The organism is Paenarthrobacter sp. TYUT067, assembly GCF_023656375.1.
Classification (GTDB): Bacteria; Actinomycetota; Actinomycetes; order Actinomycetales; family Micrococcaceae; genus Arthrobacter.
The window spans coordinates 131,975-151,781 of record NZ_JAMOIT010000012.1; the positions used below are offsets into that span (position 1 = coordinate 131,975).

Below are 19,807 nucleotides of genomic sequence, written 5' to 3' on the forward strand. Positions count from 1 at the left end.
CCATGGGTGACTTCGATTTTGCGGAGTTCCTGTCCAGCGTCTCGGACGCTGTCTGGGCGCCCATGGCCTACGTTGTCCTTGGACTGGGTATCGCCTATTCGGTGGCCACCAAGGGTATCCAGTTCCGGCGAATTCCGGACATGCTGCGCCAACTCAAGGAGACCCAGGACGGAGACGGGGGCTTGTCCTCATTCCAGGCCTTGGTTCTGGCACTGGCCAGCCGCGTGGGCGTGGGCAGCATCGCCGGTGTTGCTACCGCCGTGAGCGCCGGCGGGCCCGGAGCGTTGGTGTGGATGGCCGTCACAGGTCTGGTCGGATGCACTGTGGGGTACGCGGAAGCCACCCTGTCGCAGGCCTTCAAGCGCCAGGTCCTCGATGAGGACCGCAAGAAGGCCAATGAGGACATTGGTGGCATGCCGTACTACATCAAGTACGGGCTGAAGCTTCCCAAGGTGGGCGCTATCGTCGCTGTCCTGGGCGTGATTGGCTACGGGTTCGTCTTCCCTGGTCTCCAGGTGAACACCATCGCCGCCAGCGCGGAGAAGGCGTTCAGCCTGCCAAGCTGGGCCCCCGCCATCCTTGTCACCGTGTTGATCGGGTTGGTGATCATTGGCGGTACCACCCGCGTGGTCAAGGTCACGCAGGGACTCGTTCCCGTTCTGGCCATCGGTTACCTCTTGTTGGCCTTGGCCGTCATCGCCATCAACGTGGACAAGGTTCCCGAGGCTGTTGTCCTGATCTTCCAGTCGGCCGTAGGCATTCATCCTGTGCTGGGTGGCATCGCCGGTGCCGCCGTGGCTTGGGGTGTTCGACGCGCAGTCTTCGCTTCCTCCAACGGCTTGGGTGAAGCGACCTTCGCCGCTGCCGCCGCCCGCACGTCCCACCCCGGAAAGCAGGGCCTGGTCCAGACGTTCAGCATCTACATCGACGTGCTGCTCATCTGCATGGCCACCGGCCTCATGATGGTGGTCTCGGGTAAGTACAACGTCTCCGACGGCTCCGGCGGATTCCTCGTCAACAACATCCCGGGTGTTCCCGTTGGCGCCAACTGGGTCCAGGAAGCAATCGACACGATGCTCCCGGGCTGGGGTGCAGGCTTCGTCGCCGTCGCGGTTTTGCTCTTCGGCTTCACATGTCTTCTGGCGTACTTCTACGTGGCCAACTCCAACCTGCTGTACCTGCTGGATGGACGGACCGGAAACGGCTGGAAGAACGTCCTGAAGATCGGGACCCTGGCAATCGTGTTCGTCGGATCCATCGTCAACGCAAAACTCATGTGGGCCGCCGGGGACATCGGGCTGGGGCTCATCGCCTGGGTCAATCTCATCTGCCTGGTATTCCTGTTCCCGCTGGTCCGCAAGATCTACCTGGACTACGAGCGGCAACGGAAGCTCGGCCTCGATCCCACCTTCGATCCAAAAGCATTGGGCATTGAAGGCGCCGACTTCTGGGAGCACCAGAACGAAAAGTCCGCCGCCGCCGCAGCTGCCAAATAGCCACCAAGCAAAGGAAATGAGCACGCCATGACCACCACAGAAACGTCCTTGCCGGAAACGTCCCGGTTCAGCGTCCGCAGGGAGGGCACCCTCCCGGCACCGGCACTTCCGCCCTTCGGCCAGTTCATCGGCGGCGAATTCATCGCCTCCACCTCGGACGCAACAGTCGACGTCGTCAATCCAGCTACCGAAGAAGTCATCACCCAGGTGCCGGTCGGCTCCCTTGAAGATGTCGACGCCGCCGTGGCAGCTGCCGTTGCGGCCAGGGCGGAGTGGGCGGCAAAGACGCCCAAGGATCGTTCCGCCGTCCTGCTGCGTATCGCGGACATCGTCGAGGCCAACCGTGAGATCCTGGAGAACCTGGAAGCGGCCAACACCGGCAAGCCGTCCGCCGTGGCCGAAGACGACATCTCCAGCGCCATCGACACCTTCCGGTTCTCCGCCGGTGCTGCCCGCGCCTTCACCGCCCTCGGCGCAGGAGATTACGCGGACAACCACACCTCTGTTGTCTTCCGCGAGCCGGTAGGGGTGGTGGGTGTGATCACGCCGTGGAACTACCCGCTGCTGATGGCCGTATGGAAGATCGCGCCTATCCTCGCCGCCGGCAACACCCTGGTCCTGAAGCCCTCGGAGCAGACGCCGCTGACTACGTTGAAGCTCGCCGAGCTCATCGCACGCGAGGTTCCTGCCGGCGTCGTAAATATTGTTACCGGGCCCGGCAGGGTGGTGGGAAACCGGCTGTCCGAACACCCGGGTGTGGACCTCGTTGCCATTACGGGAAGCGTCGGCAGCGGGCAGAAGGTTGCCGCGAACGCGGCGTCCACCGTGAAGCGCGTACACCTGGAACTCGGCGGCAAGGCCCCTGTGGTGGTTTTCGACGACGCCGACCTTGAAGAGGCCGCGAAGGGTGTCCGCTCCGCGGGCTTCTGGAACGGCGGACAGGAATGCGGCTCAGCGTGCCGGGTGCTCGTCCACGAATCCGTGGCAGAAAAGTTCATCGAAATCCTGGTCCGGGAAATTAGTGAGATTTCCGTTGGCGCCCCAGGCGCGGGAGACGACGTCGAAATCGGTTCCATGATCTCCAAAGCCCACTACGACCGGGTCCTGGAAGCACTGGAGGACGTCCGCAAGGAAGGCCACACCATCGCAATCGGCGGCCATGCCCTCGAAGGACCGGGGTACTTCATCGAACCGACCGTGGTGACTGATGTCCCGGCGGGTGCTCCGATCACGTACACCGAGATCTTCGGGCCGGTGGTGTCCGTGGAGACCTTCAGCACCGACGAGGAAGCCATTACGCGCGCCAACGAGACCGTCTACGGCCTGGCGGCATCGGTGTGGACCAACAACGCGTCCCGCTCCCTGACCGTTCCGCGTCGCCTCGATTTCGGTACCGTTTGGGTCAACTCCCACCTGGTGATTGCCAATGAGGTTCCGTGGGGTGGGTTCAAGGGCTCCGGCTACGGTCGGGATCTGTCCATCTACGCCCTGGAGGACTTCTCCAGGACCAAGCACGTCATGTACAACCGGGGCTGAAAACAGCCTGTTCCCACGAAGCGGCCGTGCACCCTTGCCAGGGTGTGCGGCCGCTTTCTGCAATCGATCAGATAGGACGCCCAACCATGGATCAGCGGCGCATCAGCGACTGGACCCTCCTCACCGGAACCAGCGTGGAACTAAGGCAACAGGGGCATTCGGTGTGCCGGGGATACGTCGATGCCGTGACGGACGACGGAACCATCTTGTGGCTCCAAACCTTGACCCAGGGCCGGAGGCTCTTCGAAAAGGCTGAGTTCTACGAGGTCTGGGCTTCCGAGGAGCGCACCGGATTCCACTACAAAGTAACCAACTCGGACTTGCAATAGTCGTCCCAACCAAGAGGAAACAATGGAATTGCTGTTCGAAGCAGCCGGCTGGGCAGGCGCGGCAGCGATACTTGGCGCCTTCCTGTCCGTGTCCATGGGCTGGCTGAAGGCCGGTAGGGCCTTTCAGACCGCAAACCTTCTAGGGGCTTGCGCATTCATCATCAACGGCGCCTTCCACGAGGCTTGGCCGTCCGTTGTCGCGAATATTGCGTGGTTTCTCATCTCGGCCGTCGCACTCATCCGCCTACGCACCGTGCGTCGAATGCCAGGTGTCCCTGATCCCACGGGACCACTGCCCATCGCCAAGGCTTTCGTTGAACCCGGAACAAGGGACAACTCAGACTATTAGGCTCGTGGGGGCGTGTTTTAGTGCCTTGTGGTTGGGCTGACGATGTCCTGGACAGGTGGCTGGGTCCACATTGGATGGCCTTTGGCGGTGATCATCCTCTGCGCGCTCGAGCTCGGATTTCCCGTCAGGGTTGTTGCCATGGATGTGTCAGCCATTCGGGCGGGGAGAAGCCGGTTAAGTCCAATTGGCCCTATTTCTTCATGGTGTAGGTGTTGGTCGTCAGGGCCGGCGCGTGGACGGGCGCGTAAGTCGAAACGCAGCCGCCTCCAAGCCCATAATGCCCGACGCGGGCCCGGCCAAGGTTTGAGCAGACCGGGTCCGCCATGAATCTCCGGGACGACCAGAAGGGGCGACGCCGGGTTGAATACCCGACGCCGCCCAAGGTGCTGTGCGATGTAGTTAGAGTTCGCTGGGTGCGCCCGGCTCGCCTACGGAGGGGTCGATCCCGTACTTCTCAAGGATTGTTTTGATGGTCCCGTTTTCGCGGAGCTTCTTGATGTCCTCATCCAGCGCCTTGCCAAGGGTGTCATTGTCGAGTGCCGAGGGCAACATAACTTGGCCCACCGACGCGAACTGCGGGACATTCGCGTTGGGCTTCACGTCCACAACCGTTGCTCCCTCAATGGGGGCATCCTTGAAACGGTATTTTGCAGATGCTGAAGATGCCACCAGGGCGTCGATGCGGCCTGCTTTGAGATCTGAGTAGATGGACTCGTCATCCTGGTAGATCTTGAACTTATCTCCGAGCCATTTGGACATGCTGTCGTTCCAGAGGTTGCCTGCGACGGAGCCGATCATCTTGCCCTCCAGGTCGTCGCTTGTGAGGCCGGTTTTGGAGACGATGGCCTGCGGATCGCTCCACAGTGGCGTGCTCATGTAGACGATCTTGGTCCGTTCCTTGGTCCGCAGCCAGTTTCCCGAGCCGATGTCGACGCGTTTGGATTGTACGGACGGGATGACAGCTCCGGCACCTCCTGAGGTGCTGACGGTGACCTTGAGGCATTCGAGTTTGGCGATCTCGGCGATCAGGTCACCTTCCATACCGGTGACGTTTTCCCCGCTCAGGATGGTAGCGGGTGCGTAGTCGTAGCTGGCCACCGTGAGCTCACCTTGGGTGATGGTCTTGAGGTCCGCGTGGGCGGGGGTGCAGTCGGAGCTGCTGGCTGCCTCGCTGCCGCCGCAAGCGGCGAGGGACATGGCGAGCATGCCGGCGACGGTGCCGGCGGAAAGCGCGCGCACGAGGGGGCGGGGAATTCGTGACATTGGTTTCTCTTTCTTTGCTGGGGTTGTCGGGGAGGTTCCCCAAGGATGTGGAACGGGATTAGTTGCGTAGCAGGTGGCGTCCCAGGCGCAGTTCCAGTAGCCGGACCAGGCCCAGGAAGATCAGGGTCAAGGATCCGTAGACCACTGCGGTAAGGGTGTAGACGCTGAGGTATTCGAACGTGATGGATCCGATTTCGAATGCTTTTGACATCAGTTCCGGCACCGCGATGACAAAGGCCAGTGCGCTGCCTTGGAAGACCAGGACGGCAAGGCCGGCCAAAGGGGGCGTGGAGATTCTGAGCGCCTGCGGAAGGATGACGATGCGGAACCCCGTCCAACCGCTGAGCCCGGAGGTTATTGCTGCTTCCTTCTGTCCTAGCGGGACAGCAGCGAGTCCGGCGCGGAAGTACTCCGAGGCGTAGGCGCCGGTGTTCCAGCTCAGGGCGATGATCGCTGTTGTCAGGGATGTCAGGGTGATACCGGCGTCTGGAAGGCTGAAGTACAGCAGGTACAGCAGCACCAGAGCGGGTAGTCCCCGTCCGATCTCAACGAAAGCGAAGGAAATCCATTGGAAGGGGAGGAACTTTGCTTCCGCCATCACGGCGAGGAGCAGCCCGAAGGGGAACCCTATGAGCAATGCGAGCCCGGTCAGTTGAAGGCTGACCGACAGTCCTGGCGCCAGGTTCGGCAACCAGCTAAGCCATTGTGTGATCAAGTCCATCAGACGACTCCGATCTTTCTGCGCAGTTTCAGATCTACCCGGCGTGCGACGAGTGCGACCACCAAGCTGATGATGATGTAGAGCGCGCCGGCGACGACGAATGAGAGCAGGCCTTCGTGCGTCTGTTTGGCGCTTTGCTGTGCGTAGTAAGTGATCTCACGTACACCGATGGTGGAAGCGAGGGCGGAGTCTTTTAAGAGTCCGATGCCGTACGTGGCGATCGCCGGCAAGGCTACACGGAAGGCCTGTGGGGTGATGATGTGCCCCACGGTGGTAACTGCGCTTAGCCCCAAGGCATGGGCCGCTTCGCGCTGACCATCGGGGATGCTGAGCAGACCGGAGCGGTAGATTTCTGCCATGAAGGCAGAAGCGATGATGGAGAAGCCGACGATGGCTGCCTGAAGTGTGGAGAGCCTTAGTGCGTATTGCGGCAGACCAAAGTAGATCAGGAACAGCCAGGTAATCGGCGGGATGACCCGGACGATGTTGATGTAAAGAGTGGCTGCACCTTGGATTATTTTGATGGGTGACCTAGCGGCGCCCACCAGGACCAAGCCGATGATTCCGCCAATCAGGAGCGAGGCACCCGTTACGTAGAGTGTGAGGCCCACGCCTTGGGCGATCGAAGACAACAGTTGCATGATCATGGCCCCGTCACCTGTCCAGTACGGCCTTGAGGAACTGCCGGGTGCGGTCGTTTTGCGGTTCCGACATCACCTGCCGGCTGGGGCCAATTTCCAAGACGCCGCCGTTGCCCATCACCATAATGCGGTCCGACACGTCTCGTGCGAAGTGCATTTCGTGTGTAACTACCAACATCGTCATGCCCTCGTCGGCAAGGTCGCGCATGACGGCGAGAACCTCAAGACCGATCTCAGGATCGAGGGCGGACGTCGGTTCGTCAAAGAGCATGACCTTCGGAGAAAGTGCGAGAGCACGCGCAATGGCGATGCGCTGCTGCTGCCCTCCCGAGAGCCGGGCCGGGTAGGCCTTCGCCTTTTCGGGAAGCCCAACGCGTTTGAGCAACTGGTTGGCTACTGCTTCGGCTTCTTCCCTGCTGGAGCCCAGCACCTTCCGCTGTGGAAGCGTGATGTTCTCCATCACCGTCAGGTGCGGGAATAGATTGAAGCTCTGGAAGACCATACCGGTGACTCGCCGCAGATGATCCAGGCTCGTCTTGTCCGGCAACTTATCGCCGGCAACAACACGAGCTCCACCAATCGCGATAGTGCCGGAGCTGGGCTTTTCCAAGTAGTTCAAGCACCGCAGGAAGGTGCTTTTGCCAGCACCGGACGGTCCGATGACGGAGACGACCTCACCCTCCGCCATGGAGAGGTTGACGTCCTTCAATACCTCGATGACGCCGTACTTTTTGCCAAGCCCGGAGACCTCAACCTCGCCTGAGAGGGCGGTTGGGGGAGCTTTGGTACCAAAACTTAAGCCCATTTTCGTTTTCCTTCAAGTAGCTGACGCATTGGGTGCTTCCCAGCCGCGCTCACTTTGGGGGGTGATGTGACGTGAGCCGCAACAGGCTGTGGCATCAATCACATCTAAAGAATACATCCTTGAATGATTAATGCAATAGGTCTTATGTGGGAACTTGCGACTGCGCTGCGATAGAAGCTGCGTGCAGGACGGCTTGACTGACGCGCTTGGCCTCCGAGTACGCTCCATGGGTGCCGGCGGTCTCAGAGGAGTAGTCGCCGGCAAAGTGAAGGGTGCCATCGATCGGCGCCTGAAGTTGGGGGAGGGCTGTGGCGCGTGTAGGCGTCAGCAGCGAGAAACAGTGCTGCCAAGACTGGATGCTGGCCCCGAGGACGCGCCCCCGTAACTGCGGTGCCACCGTAAGGAACTCTTCGACCCAATGCTCCAGCACGCCCGAGGTGGCATCGTTCGCTTCCTCGATGTATCCGGCTGAATTGCCGTAGCAGACAAATTGAGCGGTACCGTCCTTGCGTCCCGGCCTCGGATTGATCATCACATCGAAGGCGCGCCCTGGGGTGGCAATGAAGGACCAGTCGTCCACAGCCGCCAGCTCCGGTGCGCTGATGTCCACAACAACACCGAGCTCGGTTGAACCGGGAGTCTGCACGGCGTCCAGTGCCGCGCTCTTCCATTCCGGCAACTGCACCATGCTGGAAATCCTGGGGGCTGGGACCGCCATGATGACGTGCCTTGCGGTCACGTTCCGTCCTCCGCCGCCCTCAGATTCGTTAGCGATTTGTAGGTTCCACTGTCCCTCACCGTTTTGGTGAAGGGTCTCCACGCGGTGATGCAACCGGACTTCGGTGGACTGCAGGGCCTTGGCCAAGGCTGCGGGGATCGCCTCCATGCCCCTTAGTGAGACCACGCGGTTCTTCTTTTCCTTCACCAGATAACTTGCGAAGTACCTCAGGGCATAGGTTGCGCTGAGTTCGGCAGGGTGAGCAACGGAGCCTCCGCGAATGGCTGCAGTAAGTATTTCCTGGACGTCTTGGGGCAGGTCGCTGATTCGTGATTGGGCGGATTCTTCGCCAAACCCCGGCGTGGCTGGGCGAAGCTGCCCATCCACCGTGTTTGCGTAATATTCCGATGTTGCACGCCGAATGAAAGCCCGGAGTCCGTTTCGTGAGTGTTCTGTGAGGGGGAGCCGTTCCACAAGGTCGTCGTTGTCCGGGGAGACTACAGTTTCACCGTTGACGTGGATGCCGAAAGTTGTTGGTTCGAAGGGCTCCAGGGCAACGTCGAGTTCAACTGCCAGCTCGTGCGACGCGGTGCCGGCGTACACGAACATGGCCCCCATGTTGACCGGTTCTCCGTGGACGTCCACGGTTTTCGCACGACCGCCAAGTCGGCCGGTTTCTTCCAACAAGACCACTTTTTGGCCTGCGTGCTCAAGGTTGTAGGCCGCGGCCAGACCGGCCGGACCTCCGCCAATGATGGCGACATCGTACATGTGCTCTCCTTGGTAACTGCGTGGACGGTCCGGTTTCTCGAAGCGTCTGGTGGCTGGTCTCAATCATTGGCAGCACCAGGAAAGATGGGAATACTCGAGGAGCAAAATGGAACAGAAATGAGTCTTTGAGTCAACGCTTCCCTAGACTGGCCGCATGAGGAATGGAGATGATCGGGCAGAGCTCAAGCGCGCCGTTCTGACGGCGCCTCTCTGGATGCAGGCAAGCAAGGGTTCCAGCCGCCAGGTTGCGGACGCTGTCGGCCTGAGCCAGTCGTTCGTGGCGCGGACCTGGAAGGAGTTCGCCGAGCCCGATCAGGACATAGAGCCGATAAGGGCCTTGCTCAAGGATCGGCAAATGGTTTTGGTCGGATTCGCCCTTGGACCGACCGGGTCCTGTCTTGTCCTCAATCCATCCCGTGCGTCGCGTATCCGCTATCCGGCCAGTCTGTCTACGAGCAGCAAGAGGCGGCTACGGACAGTGCTGGCTGCCGACCTTCTTCGAGGTGTCGGGCACGAACCGAGCTACACGGGTGACCGACCGGACCTGTGGTCATCGCTGGATTCCGGCGGTTACGTCCTTACTGAAGAATCCATGGTTCTGACCAGTGGCAACTATTCCTTGCCTGCCGGCGTCCGGCGGTCAGCTCGCTTCGCCGATGCCTGGCAATGGCAGAAGCTTGTGGCTGCATTGGACCTCCTGCCGGAAGCACCAACGGGTGAGTCATTGGCGGACTTGGAATGGCGCATACGCCGCTGGTACCAAAGCGGGCGGGCACCCTTTTCATGGACTGTTGACCGTAAAGAGTCTGGCGTCCTGGGTACAAGCGGAGATGACTTCCCAGGGGGCGGAAATGCGCTGGCCGAAGATATTCTTTTAACAATTCGCCAGGGGTTGGTCGACGGTACCTTTTCCGGCGAAAGTGAAATTTCCCTAGGGGCGCTAAATCGCCTGCTTGGCGCGCCAGTGCGGGACATTCGCGCGGCCGTTCGCGCTCTCACTGAAGATGGGTTGGTGACAGCCGCTAGATCAGATTCCATCGTGGTACGAATTCCCTCTTTGGATGACGTATCAGAGACCTATCTGGCTCGGCGCGCTTTGGGAGCGATCGTGGTCCGGGCGGCAAGCCGATGGAGCCCTGAAGACCGATCCCGTGTGAAGCACCACCTTGATGAGCTCGGGGATTGTGCTCGCCGCAACGATGTCACCCGAGCCCACCACTTGGATATGGATTTCCAAATCTCATTGTTTGAGGGATCTGGTCTAAATCGAATACCGGCAATTCTAGAGACACTCACCAAGCAGGCATTCATGCATTTTGCGGTCATGGGCGCACGTTATGCATTTTCGCCAAAGGTTATTCTTGACCAAAACACGGAGATCTTTGAGGCGATCGATGCCGGAGAACTCCGGGCCGCCACCTTGAGTTGGCAAACCAAGATGGATGTAGGACTCAACTACCTAGCGCAGCACATTTCCGCAATGAATGCCCTGAACGAAGGGCGAGGCATGAACCGTGGCTGACCACTGCCCTTGCGGACAGCTTGCCACTGCGTCACGTACCAACCGGAAGCCAGAGCTGAAGCGCCAAGTCTGGGGAGGTTATCGAAAAGCGGGTTGTTGGCGGGCTCTCTGCTCAGTCAGCCGCGGCCTGTTGATTCATTTTGAAGGTCTGGCAGGACGGCCACGGCCCCTGTTGGCGAACTCGATGAGGAGCCTTAGGGCGAGTCAAGTTGGGTTTTGTAGGCGGTGCTTTTGTTGGTGTTCCAGCCGGCGATGATGCCGGCTCCTAGCATGTGGTCGGTGAGCCTGGCGAAGCGGTAGCCGGGGTCGGTGTCGAGGGCGAGTTGGAGGTATTGGTGTGCTTTGGATCCTCGGCCTTCCCACCAGTTGATGTATCCGATGGTGGTGAGGATGGGTGCTGAGTGTTGGGGGCTGGTTCTGGTGTAGGCGTGGAGGAGGAGTTGTTGTGCCCATTCGACACGTGACCAGTCCGGGGCCGTGTGGGTTTGGGCGAAGAGGATGTGTTGGGGTGGTTCGTTGATGCCGGGGATGTCTGCCATGAGCCGGTCGCGGAGGTGCGGGAATTGGAAGTTTGCGATGAGTGTGGTGCAGTCTTCGTCGGTGGGGAAGTCGTTGCTGTCGAGCATGCTCGTCCGTAGGTTATGTGCCTTCCGGAGGGCTTCCTCAGGGTTGAGTGCCGTCGGCGCCTTAAGCGTTTCAGAAGAAGACTGCCGCCAAGTGGTCCCGGACCTCGGCGGTGTGGGTCAGGACGCGGGTCCGTGCGGAGTCGCAACGCCAACCCGCACAGACGACGCCGCGGCCCTGTTGCAGGACATGGGCCGGATCGACTCTGATCCAGACCGCCAAGCCTTGGGGTCAGCGGGGGATGGTGAAGGGGCGTGGCGGGACCGTTTCGCGAGGGTTGCGGGCGACGTTTGAGAAGACAGCGGAGCCCTTGTTGGTGTCGGTTCCGACGACGGCCAGCATGAAGTTGACGTTGGTGAACCAGGCGATGTTTTCAGCAGAAAGCAGGCTCGCTGCACCCTCGCCGACCACTGTTCGTTTGCCCCCGGCATCGGCGAAGAACCGATACACCGACGCTTCGGCTTCGATGGTGAGTCGTACCTCTTCATCGCTGTCCAGGACGTGCTCTTCCTGGACTGTGAGGTCTTGAACGCGCTTGCGGAACCGCAGGATGAGCTGGCCGGACTCCCGGCGCACGAGTGCAGAGTAGTGGTGGGAGCTGTTCGCCCAGACTGCGATTCCTGCCGCCACGCCGTCAGTTGGTACTACTGTGGCGGTGAATTCCTGGTGGTATTCGTTCTGGGGGAGCAGGAGTGTTCCGAGCGGTTTCGGGTCGCTCAGGTCGGCCCCGGCGGAGAGGGTAACGGAACCGTCCGCTGCGACCTTCAAGTCCTCGGGGGAGCCGAGGGTGCGCCAGCCATTGATCCATGAGACGCGGCCGTCCGGCGCCGCAGCAACACGGTCGCCGGGGAGATCGATGTCGCGGTACTCAACTGCCACGTGGCCGGCGTCTCCGATATGAGGCCAGTCTCCCTCTTCCCATGTAGCCGGGACGAGGAACGTCTCACGACCCAGGGTGTGGTGGGACGAGAAGGCAGGGTGCCGGGTGCCAAGAGTGAGGGCCCACCAGTTCCCGCTGGCGTCATCGACGAGTTCTGCGTGACCGATCGTCTGGAACGGGTGAGCGACCAAATCGCGTGCGTCAAAACGGGATTGTGCGGTGCGGGTTCGAAGGGTCCCCAAGGCGAGCGGCTGCGTCCGATGGTCTGCATGTGGCCTTTCCAGCTGGAGCCTTCGGCCGCGAACAGGTAGTACCAGTCGCCGCGACGATACAGGTGGGCGCCTTCGATGTCATTGGACGAAAAGCCGCGCCGGTTAGCCGTGATAGGGCGCATCTCTCCGAGTTCCCCGGTTTTGATGTCGATGTTCGCCTGCACAAAGGGGCCGAGCGCGCCGTCGGTCGCTCCGAATTCCAAAGAGCGGCGGAGGTAGTACCACTGGCCGTCGTCGTCGCGGAAGAGGGAGGGGTCGAACGCTTCGCGGTCTACCCAAATCGCGTCTGACCAGGGCCCGGCGGGGTCGGTTGCGGTGACGTAGAAGTTGCCTTGGTTATCGGCCTCGTTTGTGCAGATGAGGTAGAAGACGCCGTCGTAATAGCGCAGGGTAGGGGCGAAAAGGTTGATCTCGCCCGGCTCGCCGTCGCGGCGGTACTGGGCGGGGCGGGATACGGCAAAGCCAACGGTTTGCCAGTTCACGAGGTCGCGGGAGTGCAGGATAGGGATTCCGGGGAGGTAGCGGAAGCTGGAGTTGGCGAGATAGAAGTCCTCTCCGACGCGGATGACTGACGGGTCGGGTGCGTGGCCTCGGACGACGGGGTTCTGGAAGGTGGGCATTATGCTCCTCGCTGTGCAGTGATGTCGGTATGGATGGTGTGGGTACCCTTCGAAAGGGTGCGTGTTGTGCCGTCGGGCAGGCGGAGAGCTGCGCGGTGGGGAACAATGACGGTGATTTCGGCTGTTTCGCCGCGCTGTGACCACGCGACCGAGGCTCGGCCAACGGGAAAGTCCAAGTGCGCTTCTGCGGTTGCCAAGGTGCCGATCGCCACGGGTTCGATCAGGATGAGCCTCCCGCCGGCGTCGTCGATGCTTGGTTCGCTCGGGAGCCGCAGCCCCGCCACGTGGGTGTGCAGGAAGGACGCCACCGCGCCCTTGGAGTAGTGGTTGAGTGAGCCGCTGACCTTTGTCCCGTCGACGCCGTTCCACCATTCCCACATCGTGGTCGCTCCCCGGTCGAGCATGGCCAGCCAGGACGGCGATTGGTGGGAGCGCAGAAGGCGCATTGCCGCCGCCGCCTGTCCGTGATCTGCCAGGGCAGGGAGCAGTTGGCCGGTGCTCAGGAAACCCGTGCCGACGGTGTTCCCTGCAGCTTCCACCAGGTGAGCGAGGTGGGCGGCTGCGGCTGCGCGCTGGTTTTCGGGTAGGAGGCCAAAAGCGAGGGCCCGCGTGTATGTGGCTTGACTGTCCACGGCGAGTTTTCCATTACCGAGGAGGTATTCTTCTCGCCAGGCGCCGAGGGCGCCGGCGGCAATCGAGCGGTACCGTTCGGCGGCGTCGCGTTTGTCCAGAACATCGGCGGTGAGTGCCAGCAGGTGGGCAGAGCGGTGGAGGAACGCGGTTGCGACGATGCCGTGGTCGGTGCGGGGGTCGGGGTTTGGGGTGACTCCGGGTTCGAGCCATTCGCCGAAATGGAAACCGGTGTCCCAGAGATACTGCTCGTGAGGGCGGGCGTCCGGGCGCGAGGCCACGCGATCGGGATGCCTGCCCGCCGCTGCCGCGCCTGCTGCGAAGTCGACCCACCGCTGCATCGCAGGGAAGCTTTCGGCGAGGATTGAGGCATCTCCTGTTCGGCGCCACAACTCCCACGGAACAAGAACGGCAGCATCACCCCACCCTGCAGAGCCCGCACTCATATCCTCAAACGCTATCCCCGAGGGGGCATCGCCCGCGGGGTTCGGTATGACTGTAGGGACGCGTCCGTCAGCCCACTGATCGGTGGCGAGGTCACGAAGCCAGCTGCGGCTGAAGTCCACGACGTCGAACATCCGCGAGGCGGTCTCTACGAAGACCTGCCAGTCACCTGTGAAACCGGACCGTTCACGCTGGGGGCAGTCCGAGGGGACGCCGCACGCGTTGCCCCGAAAGCTCCACTCCACGCTGTCGTGGAGGGCGGCGAGCTCTTCATCGGAGGTGATGAATCGACCTGCCCGGGGGAGGTCTGAATGCACCACCACCGCCTCGATGCCCAAGTCCATTGGTTCCGGGTATCCGTCGATCTGCACGTAGCGAAAGCCGTGGGTGGTGTGGCGCGGTTCAAAAACATCGCCCGCAGCGCCGTTGCTGGTGACCTGATCAATCTGGCCTGCTTCGAGCAGCGTGCGATCGCTGAACCTGAAAGCACGCAGGTGATCCGTATTCACCTGTCCATCGCCTGCCATGTGCTCGCCATGCTTCAGTGTCAGTTGAGTGCCGCACGGGCCGAGGGTGGACAGGCGCACCCAGCCGTTGATGTTTTGGCCGAAATCGACGACGACGCTTCCGTCAGCGTTCCAGGTGGTCTCGCGGGGCGGCAAAGTCTCGATGCGGCGGATCGGCGGGCGGTCCTCCGCGACCAGTCGTGATGGGTTCGCCGCGCCGCTTCCGGTTACGGCGACTGGCTGCCAAGCCGAGAGATCGGCGCCGACATCAGCCCATTCCGCATCGTAGAGACGCCGGTCCTCCCGCTGGCCGTCCATGAGATCTGCAGCCTGAATCCAGCTTTCACGCGATAACCAGTCCGCGCCCGAGACGGCGATGGGACCGGCTCCCGTTTCGATCGAGAGGAGGACGCCGGTTTCGGTACCAAAACCGTCGGCCCTCCGCTCAAACCCATGGCGGCCCCTGAACCATCCATCGCTCAAAATCACGCCTACAACATTCAGGCCCTGACGAAGAAGGCGCCCCACGTCGTATCGTTGCGCGGGCAAGCGGCGGCGGTAGGAAGAAAAGCCGGGCTTCAGTTCGTCCTGATCGACCCTCGCACCATTGATGAAAACCTCGTACATTCCGTGGGCGGTGGCGGTCAGCCAAGCGGGTTGAAGATCTTGGACAGTGAACTCGGCGCGCAGGAGATACGCCGGACGCGAGCCGGGAGTGAATGGCCCTGATTCCGTGGGCTGGACCCACGAGCCGTGAGCCAATGACTTGCGGACCCGCTCATTCGCTGCCTCCAGGGGAGACGCACTGACGGGCAGGGTGGTGGTCGAATCGGTCATGGAAAGCTCCTTTGGTCCGGCAAATCTCGAAAAGCCTAACAGCTGTAAGGTAAAAACTTAACAACTGGAAGATGATGCGATACTGTCGATGCTGATCGGCAGCCAGCCGGTCGGACTTTCTTGAGCAATGGCGCTTCTTCATGACACTGGACTCCACTGTCCCTTCTGCCCCCACACCTGCCTCTGGGGCGGCGGTCTCCCTGCCCCAGGGCGGCTCGAACGATTTCCGTAACCCGGGAACCGGCTATCTCATCGGTTTGGGAATTGCCTCCGTTGCGGCCTACGCGGCATGACTTGGCACCGCCATCCTTACCCTGCAGCTCAAGGCCAATGAACTGGACCCAGGGAATGCGACAACGCTGCTCTCGATCGTTAGCGGCGTTGCGGGCGTGTTCGCGCTGATCGGGAACCCGGTATTCGGCCGGCTCAGCGATCGCACGACGTCCCGCTTTGGCCGACGGCGGCCCTTCCTCGTGCTCGGCGCCGTCCTCTTCCTCCTCGGTGCCGTGATTTGCCTGGTCGCTGCCAACGCTGCAGTTCTGACAGCGGGTTGGGTGGTGATGACCCTTTGCCTAAGCTCCGCCCAGGCTGCTATCGGCGCGACCATCGCCGACCAGTTGGCGCCCGAGCGTCGCGGTCCGGCCTCTGCGGTGTATGGCATCGCCGGCGGCATTGGAGCAGTCGTTGGCCTGTTTCTGGCTCAGCTGGTCGCTCCCTCATTTGCAGCGATGTTTCTCCTGCCGGCTGCCGTGGCTTCGGTGGGCCTGATCGTGTTCGCGGCGGTTCTGAGAGATCCGCGGCTACCCGTGGAAGCCCGTCCGCGGACGAGCGTCAGGGACGTGCTGAGCACTTTCTGGGTGAACCCGATCCGGAACAGTGGCTATGCCCTGGCGTTCGGCAGCCGCCTCCTCATCTTCTTCGCAGTCGCAGCGGTCAATGGTTACCAGGCTCTGTACATGATCATGCAGCTTCACATTCCGCCGGCCGAAGTGGGGCAGCGTGTATTCCTGGCAGGGCTTGTCCTGGCCGGAATCTCGTTGCTGACCGCACCTCTCGCCGGTAAGGCCTCGGACAAAGCCGGCCGCCGGAAACCGTTCGTAGTGGCCTCTGCGGTGGTATTTGCCGTTGGTCTCGTCTTGGTGGCCAGTGCCCAGTCTTTCGAAGAATTCCTCATCGGCTTCGCGGTCCTCGGCCTCGGCCAGGGAGTGTACTTCGCGGTGGACTTCGCCCTCGTGACGCAGGTTCTTCCCAATCCGGACAACACCGCCAAGGATCTTGGAATCATGGCCCTTGCCAACTCGCTTCCCTCGATCCTTGTCCCGGCGATCGCGCCGGCGCTCCTGGCGATCGGTACGTCGCCTGATCTTCCACAAAACTTCAGTGCCCTCTTTTACGCAGGTGCTGTCGCAGGCCTGATCGGTGCTGTGCTCATCATCCCGATACGGAAGGTAGGCTGACGCAGTGGAACACGGTTCCCGCGAACGTGCACCTACCGCCACCGCTACGAGAGAGAATAGGGACGTGCCCCTTTCCTCAGATGTCGCCGTCAAGCGCCGTGTAAGCAAGCAAGCCCTGGCCTCGGAGCAACGCCGTGAGCAGATCCTTGACGCCGCGGTCGAGGTGTTCACTGCCAAAGGCTTCAACGGAGCGTCCATGAGGGAAATAGCGGTGCGGGTCGGGATGTCGCATACCGGCATGTCGCACCATTTCCCCGACAAGGCCGCACTGTTGGAAGCCGTCCTGGACCGCCGGGTCGAACGGGCCAACCGTCATATCGACGTCGGCGCCGGGAACGGGGTGTCTTTCCTCCGCGGTCTCGTCGCCCTCACTGCTCGTGACGTCGCTTCCCCATCCGATCTTGCGATGTATTGCATCGTCGCAGCTGAAGCTCTCGCGCCGACCCATCCCGCCCACGGGTACTTCGTCCGTTGGTACCACCTCGTCAGGCAAGCAGCGCGCACGGCACTCGAAGACCTTGAAAGAACCGGCCGATACCGGCCTAAAAATGTCCCCTTGGACATCGCGGCGACTCAGATTGCCGGGTTGCGTGACGGCCTCAACCAGCAATGGCTGCTCGCGCCCGACGAAGTAGACCTCGTGGACGCTGTCCGGGCCCAGCTCCAGTTCTATGTCACCGACGAACTCTGAACCAGGTCCGGTCTGGACAGCATCTGCTGGTGTCACTGCAAGCCTGCGCTAAATTCTTAGCGCATCCGCACACTCTCGCTGGGCCCGGGGTTGTATCCCAGGTTGCGTGATACCGCCCTCGCTGTAGCTTGTACCGCAGGAGCCAGTACGTTGGGTGGTGTTGCGCCGTCCGGAACCACGATGGACAGCGCCGCCACCACGGACCCTTCGGCACCGAAAATTGGTGAAGCGACGGATACGGTATGCGACGGTGCTGACCGTCGGATCATGGCCACGCCAGTTCTGCGGACGTCGGACAACGTGCGTCTTAGCTGGCCTTCAGGCATCGAATCGACGCCCACTTCGACGTCGGGTGGCTGGTTGATGACCAGCTCCTGAAAGTCGGCGTCCGCGCCGGACAGCAAGACCAGGCCCACCGCCGTCGACCTTAGCGGTGCACGTCCGCCGACGCGGTAGGCGACTTCCGTTGCTTCCTTGGACGACAACCGCTCGATCAGGACGGCCTCGTTCTTGTCCCGCACGGCAAGCAGTACGTGGTGGCGCGTCACGGCGAAGAGGTCCTCAAGGTATGGCAGCGCGATCTCCCGGACACCGTGCCCGCGCGGTGACAGCGACGCTACCTCCCACAATCTGACCCCCACGACGTATCGGCCGTCGTCCAGACGCTCCAAGGCGCCCCAGGCTACGAGTCGGGCGATCAGGCGCAACGCAGTGGGGGCCGGCATGTCAGCCAGTCTCGCCATGTCGGACAGGGTCAAGGCGCGACGCCGGTCGCTGAAGACGGCGAGCAGGCTCAGGGCGCGGTCAATGACGGGTTCGCCCTGTTTGGGACGTTTGCCGCGCAGCGGCCTTCCGGCCTCGTTCCCCTCGCTGACCGCCATAGAGCTGAATCCTTTCAAGAACATGAGTGACCTCCACCACAATACTGTTTCAACCAATGAAATTCACGTGGGGGGAAGTGCTGCCCGCCTACGACTCTTGAAGAAGCCGGTTACCGGAAGCCATCTGACGAGAGGGCGCCGACGGATCGGCCCGAACAGGTCACAGCCGACAATGTTCAGGCCGCCGGTCCCACATCTCGACTCACGATTCCATCACGAATGCGAAGGCGCAGCACATGAATCTCCTCACCTCACCTGCACGTCGGAGCGCGGCCGTCCTGGCCGGGGCGCTCCTTCTCGGATCCCTGACAGCCTGCGGCGGCGGTACAGCTGCCACGTCCACCGTGGACAAGAGCACGCTGACCATTGCCACCGACAGCGACAGCGCTTCGTTCGGCTACGACCCCTTGCGTGTCTCGGATGCCCAACGGCAGTTCTTCGAAGGCCTGTACGAGAACCTGATGACACTGCAGCCGGACGGCGGTGTGGGTCCGGGCCTGGCGAAGGAGTTCAGTTACAACGCGGATAACACCGTCCTCACGCTGACTCTCAAGGAAGGTGTTACCTTCACCGACGGCTCAACCTTGGACGCGGCATTGGTCAAGGCAAACCTTGATCGCCGGAGTGACGCCGCGCTCAGTGCTTACTCAGCAATCGCCAAGGGCGGAGCGCAGGAGGTCACCTCCGTTGACGTGGTCAGCCCCACCCAGGTGGCGATTACCTTCGCCAAAGCCCAGCCGGGGTTCGAAAAGAACCTCACGTCCACTTTGGGGATGATTGTCGGTAAGAACGGCGTTGCGGACACCGCCAGCCTGGCTACCACCCCTGATGGCTCTGGGCCTTACACGCTGGACGGCGCAACAACCGTCAAGGGCAACAAGTACGTCTTCACCAAGAACGACAAGAACCAGGACGCCGCCAAGTACCCGTACAACAAGATCACGTTCAGCGTCATCATGGACCCGCAGGCCCGTGCCAACGCGCTGGTCTCGGGCCAGGCGGACGTCGCATCCCTGACCTCGCCCACAGTTGACTTCGCCAAGTCCAAGGGCGTTGGGGTGTCCCAGATCGGCGGCACCGTCCAGACGATGATCTCCTTTGACAAGACCGGGAAGACCGCGCCGGCGTTTGCGAGCGAGAAGGTCCGCCAGGCCTTCCAGTACGCCATCAACCGTCAAGCTCTGGTGGATGCCCTCCACAAGGGCGATATCCCGGCGTGGAACGCACTGCCCAAGGATTCGGCAGGGTTCACCGAAGAGCTGAACACCAAGTATGCCTACGATCCAGCGAAGGCCAAGAGCCTCCTGGAAGAAGCTGGATATGGCAGCGGCTTTGAATTCACCATCATTGCCGGAGCCCAGACGCAAACGGATCTTCAAGCAGTGCAGAAGGACTTGGCAGCCGTCGGAATCACCATGAACGTGAAGCTGGCAGCCTCCACCGATGAGGCTTTTGCCGCTGTGGCAACTACCCCGCTGGGGTACTCCCCGCTGGGTTGGGACAACCCGGTCGGCCTCATGTACGGCGCAATCCTGAATGGCTTCACCAATGTTCAGAAAGCAACGGACGAGCAACTGAGCGCAGCGACCGCAGAGGTTGCCGCTGCCAAGGATGATGCCGCCAAAAAGGCCGCGCTCACCAAGCTCAACACCCGTTTGGTGGAGTCCGGCTGGATGATCCCGCTCTATGAGTCCCTGACCAACCAGGGCTACAACACCAAGAAGGTCCAGCAGGTGAAGTTCGCTGGAAGCAACGTGTATCCGCTGCTGTCCTCTTACGCACCCACCAACTGATCCACCAACGACCGGGTGCCA

Annotated in this window: 18 protein-coding genes and 1 pseudogene; 9 read left to right on the forward strand and 10 right to left on the reverse strand. The window is 61.7% G+C overall.

All coding sequences use genetic code 11. The features are described from left to right. Nucleotides 1-2 precede the first annotated feature (2 nt). From MOD31_RS12670 to MOD31_RS12685, 4 genes are all read left to right on the forward strand, one after another. A complete protein-coding gene (locus tag MOD31_RS12670) occupies nt 3-1,496 on the forward strand; it encodes a sodium:alanine symporter family protein (protein WP_250820806.1) in 1,494 nt (497 codons plus the stop codon). A 27-nt stretch (nt 1,497-1,523) separates the two neighbouring features. Next, a complete protein-coding gene (locus MOD31_RS12675; protein ID WP_250820807.1) occupies nt 1,524-3,032 on the forward strand; it encodes an aldehyde dehydrogenase family protein in 1,509 nt (502 codons plus the stop codon). A gap of 86 nt (nt 3,033-3,118) precedes the next feature. Then, the gene (locus MOD31_RS12680) at nt 3,119-3,361 is read left to right on the forward strand and encodes a hypothetical protein (protein ID WP_250820808.1); all 243 of its coding nucleotides are present in this window, start codon (nt 3,119-3,121) and stop codon (nt 3,359-3,361) included. 22 nt (nt 3,362-3,383) lie between these two features. Continuing rightward, nucleotides 3,384-3,710, forward strand: a complete 327-nt coding sequence (locus MOD31_RS12685) for a hypothetical protein (protein WP_250820809.1) — start codon at nt 3,384-3,386, stop codon at nt 3,708-3,710. A 399-nt stretch (nt 3,711-4,109) separates the two neighbouring features. Here MOD31_RS12685 and MOD31_RS12690 read toward each other — a convergent pair whose 3' ends face one another. The 5 genes from MOD31_RS12690 to MOD31_RS12710 form a co-directional block, all read right to left on the reverse strand. Next, nucleotides 4,110-4,973: an ABC transporter substrate-binding protein gene (locus MOD31_RS12690; RefSeq protein ID WP_144653094.1), complete on the reverse strand. Its 864-nt coding sequence runs from the start codon at nt 4,971-4,973 to the stop codon at nt 4,110-4,112. Between the two features lie 58 nt (nt 4,974-5,031). Continuing rightward, a complete protein-coding gene (locus MOD31_RS12695; protein ID WP_250820810.1) occupies nt 5,032-5,694 on the reverse strand; it encodes an amino acid ABC transporter permease in 663 nt (220 codons plus the stop codon). Next, on the reverse strand, nt 5,694-6,341 hold the full coding sequence (locus tag MOD31_RS12700) for an amino acid ABC transporter permease (protein ID WP_250820811.1): 648 nt from the start codon (nt 6,339-6,341) through the stop codon (nt 5,694-5,696). Before MOD31_RS12700 ends, MOD31_RS12695 begins: the two co-directional genes overlap by 1 nt. A gap of 7 nt (nt 6,342-6,348) precedes the next feature. Next, on the reverse strand, nt 6,349-7,140 hold the full coding sequence (locus MOD31_RS12705) for an amino acid ABC transporter ATP-binding protein (RefSeq protein WP_250820812.1): 792 nt from the start codon (nt 7,138-7,140) through the stop codon (nt 6,349-6,351). Nucleotides 7,141-7,282: 142 nt separating this feature from the next. Then, complete coding sequence (locus MOD31_RS12710) at nt 7,283-8,629, reverse strand: NAD(P)/FAD-dependent oxidoreductase (RefSeq protein WP_250820813.1); 1,347 nt, start codon at nt 8,627-8,629, stop codon at nt 7,283-7,285. A 214-nt stretch (nt 8,630-8,843) separates the two neighbouring features. On the opposite strand from MOD31_RS12710, the gene MOD31_RS12715 reads away from it, so the two are divergent. Further along, entirely contained in the window at nt 8,844-10,151 is a 1,308-nt protein-coding gene (locus tag MOD31_RS12715) for a GntR family transcriptional regulator (RefSeq protein ID WP_250820814.1), read from the forward strand. Between the two features lie 194 nt (nt 10,152-10,345). Here MOD31_RS12715 and MOD31_RS12720 read toward each other — a convergent pair. From MOD31_RS12720 to MOD31_RS12735, 4 genes and pseudogenes are all read right to left on the reverse strand, one after another. Then, a pseudogene (locus tag MOD31_RS12720) lies at nt 10,346-10,810 on the reverse strand (DUF4192 family protein); the annotation flags it as partial. A 196-nt stretch (nt 10,811-11,006) separates the two neighbouring features. Continuing rightward, nucleotides 11,007-11,654 (reverse strand): hypothetical protein, encoded by a 648-nt coding sequence (locus MOD31_RS12725; RefSeq protein ID WP_250820816.1) that lies wholly within the window; start codon nt 11,652-11,654, stop codon nt 11,007-11,009. Continuing rightward, nucleotides 11,540-12,547 (reverse strand): glycoside hydrolase family 43 protein, encoded by a 1,008-nt coding sequence (locus MOD31_RS12730; RefSeq protein ID WP_250820817.1) that lies wholly within the window; start codon nt 12,545-12,547, stop codon nt 11,540-11,542. The genes MOD31_RS12725 and MOD31_RS12730 overlap by 115 nt, the downstream gene beginning before the upstream one ends. After that, nucleotides 12,547-14,964: an alpha-L-rhamnosidase gene (locus MOD31_RS12735; RefSeq protein ID WP_250820818.1), complete on the reverse strand. Its 2,418-nt coding sequence runs from the start codon at nt 14,962-14,964 to the stop codon at nt 12,547-12,549. Before MOD31_RS12735 ends, MOD31_RS12730 begins: the two co-directional genes overlap by 1 nt. A 140-nt stretch (nt 14,965-15,104) precedes the next feature. On the opposite strand from MOD31_RS12735, the gene MOD31_RS12740 reads away from it, so the two are divergent. The 3 genes from MOD31_RS12740 to MOD31_RS12750 all read left to right on the forward strand — a co-directional run bounded on the left by MOD31_RS12740 (nt 15,105) and on the right by MOD31_RS12750 (nt 17,112). Continuing rightward, on the forward strand, nt 15,105-15,257 hold the full coding sequence (locus MOD31_RS12740; protein WP_250820819.1) for a hypothetical protein: 153 nt from the start codon (nt 15,105-15,107) through the stop codon (nt 15,255-15,257). Nucleotides 15,258-15,323: 66 nt separating this feature from the next. After that, entirely contained in the window at nt 15,324-16,421 is a 1,098-nt protein-coding gene (locus MOD31_RS12745; RefSeq protein WP_284705401.1) for an MFS transporter, read from the forward strand. Between the two features lie 64 nt (nt 16,422-16,485). After that, nucleotides 16,486-17,112 (forward strand): TetR/AcrR family transcriptional regulator, encoded by a 627-nt coding sequence (locus tag MOD31_RS12750; RefSeq protein WP_250820821.1) that lies wholly within the window; start codon nt 16,486-16,488, stop codon nt 17,110-17,112. 56 nt (nt 17,113-17,168) lie between these two features. On the opposite strand, the gene MOD31_RS12755 is transcribed toward MOD31_RS12750, so the two are convergent. Further along, nucleotides 17,169-17,993: an IclR family transcriptional regulator gene (locus MOD31_RS12755; RefSeq protein ID WP_250820822.1), complete on the reverse strand. Its 825-nt coding sequence runs from the start codon at nt 17,991-17,993 to the stop codon at nt 17,169-17,171. Nucleotides 17,994-18,229: 236 nt separating this feature from the next. Here MOD31_RS12755 and MOD31_RS12760 point away from each other — a divergent pair, with 236 nt between their 5' ends. Next, on the forward strand, nt 18,230-19,786 hold the full coding sequence (locus MOD31_RS12760) for an ABC transporter substrate-binding protein (RefSeq protein WP_250820823.1): 1,557 nt from the start codon (nt 18,230-18,232) through the stop codon (nt 19,784-19,786). The last annotated feature ends 21 nt before the right edge of the window (nt 19,787-19,807 follow it).

Bases quoted from the DNA above. Each gene is read 5' to 3' on its own strand.
- MOD31_RS12670 (WP_250820806.1), top strand. From the start codon at position 3: ATGGGTGACTTCGATTTTGCGGAGTTCCTGTCCAGCGTCTCGGACGCT.
- MOD31_RS12675 (WP_250820807.1), top strand. From the start codon at position 1,524: ATGACCACCACAGAAACGTCCTTGCCGGAAACGTCCCGGTTCAGCGTC.
- MOD31_RS12680 (WP_250820808.1), top strand. From the start codon at position 3,119: ATGGATCAGCGGCGCATCAGCGACTGGACCCTCCTCACCGGAACCAGC.
- MOD31_RS12685 (WP_250820809.1), top strand. From the start codon at position 3,384: ATGGAATTGCTGTTCGAAGCAGCCGGCTGGGCAGGCGCGGCAGCGATA.
- MOD31_RS12690 (WP_144653094.1), bottom strand. From the start codon at position 4,973: ATGTCACGAATTCCCCGCCCCCTCGTGCGCGCGCTTTCCGCCGGCACC.
- MOD31_RS12695 (WP_250820810.1), bottom strand. From the start codon at position 5,694: ATGGACTTGATCACACAATGGCTTAGCTGGTTGCCGAACCTGGCGCCA.
- MOD31_RS12700 (WP_250820811.1), bottom strand. From the start codon at position 6,341: ATGATCATGCAACTGTTGTCTTCGATCGCCCAAGGCGTGGGCCTCACA.
- MOD31_RS12705 (WP_250820812.1), bottom strand. From the start codon at position 7,140: ATGGGCTTAAGTTTTGGTACCAAAGCTCCCCCAACCGCCCTCTCAGGC.
- MOD31_RS12710 (WP_250820813.1), bottom strand. From the start codon at position 8,629: ATGTACGATGTCGCCATCATTGGCGGAGGTCCGGCCGGTCTGGCCGCG.
- MOD31_RS12715 (WP_250820814.1), top strand. From the start codon at position 8,844: ATGCAGGCAAGCAAGGGTTCCAGCCGCCAGGTTGCGGACGCTGTCGGC.
- MOD31_RS12730 (WP_250820817.1), bottom strand. From the start codon at position 12,547: ATGCCCACCTTCCAGAACCCCGTCGTCCGAGGCCACGCACCCGACCCG.
- MOD31_RS12735 (WP_250820818.1), bottom strand. From the start codon at position 14,964: ATGACCGATTCGACCACCACCCTGCCCGTCAGTGCGTCTCCCCTGGAG.
- MOD31_RS12740 (WP_250820819.1), top strand. From the start codon at position 15,105: ATGACACTGGACTCCACTGTCCCTTCTGCCCCCACACCTGCCTCTGGG.
- MOD31_RS12755 (WP_250820822.1), bottom strand. From the start codon at position 17,993: ATGGCGGTCAGCGAGGGGAACGAGGCCGGAAGGCCGCTGCGCGGCAAA.
- MOD31_RS12760 (WP_250820823.1), top strand. From the start codon at position 18,230: ATGAATCTCCTCACCTCACCTGCACGTCGGAGCGCGGCCGTCCTGGCC.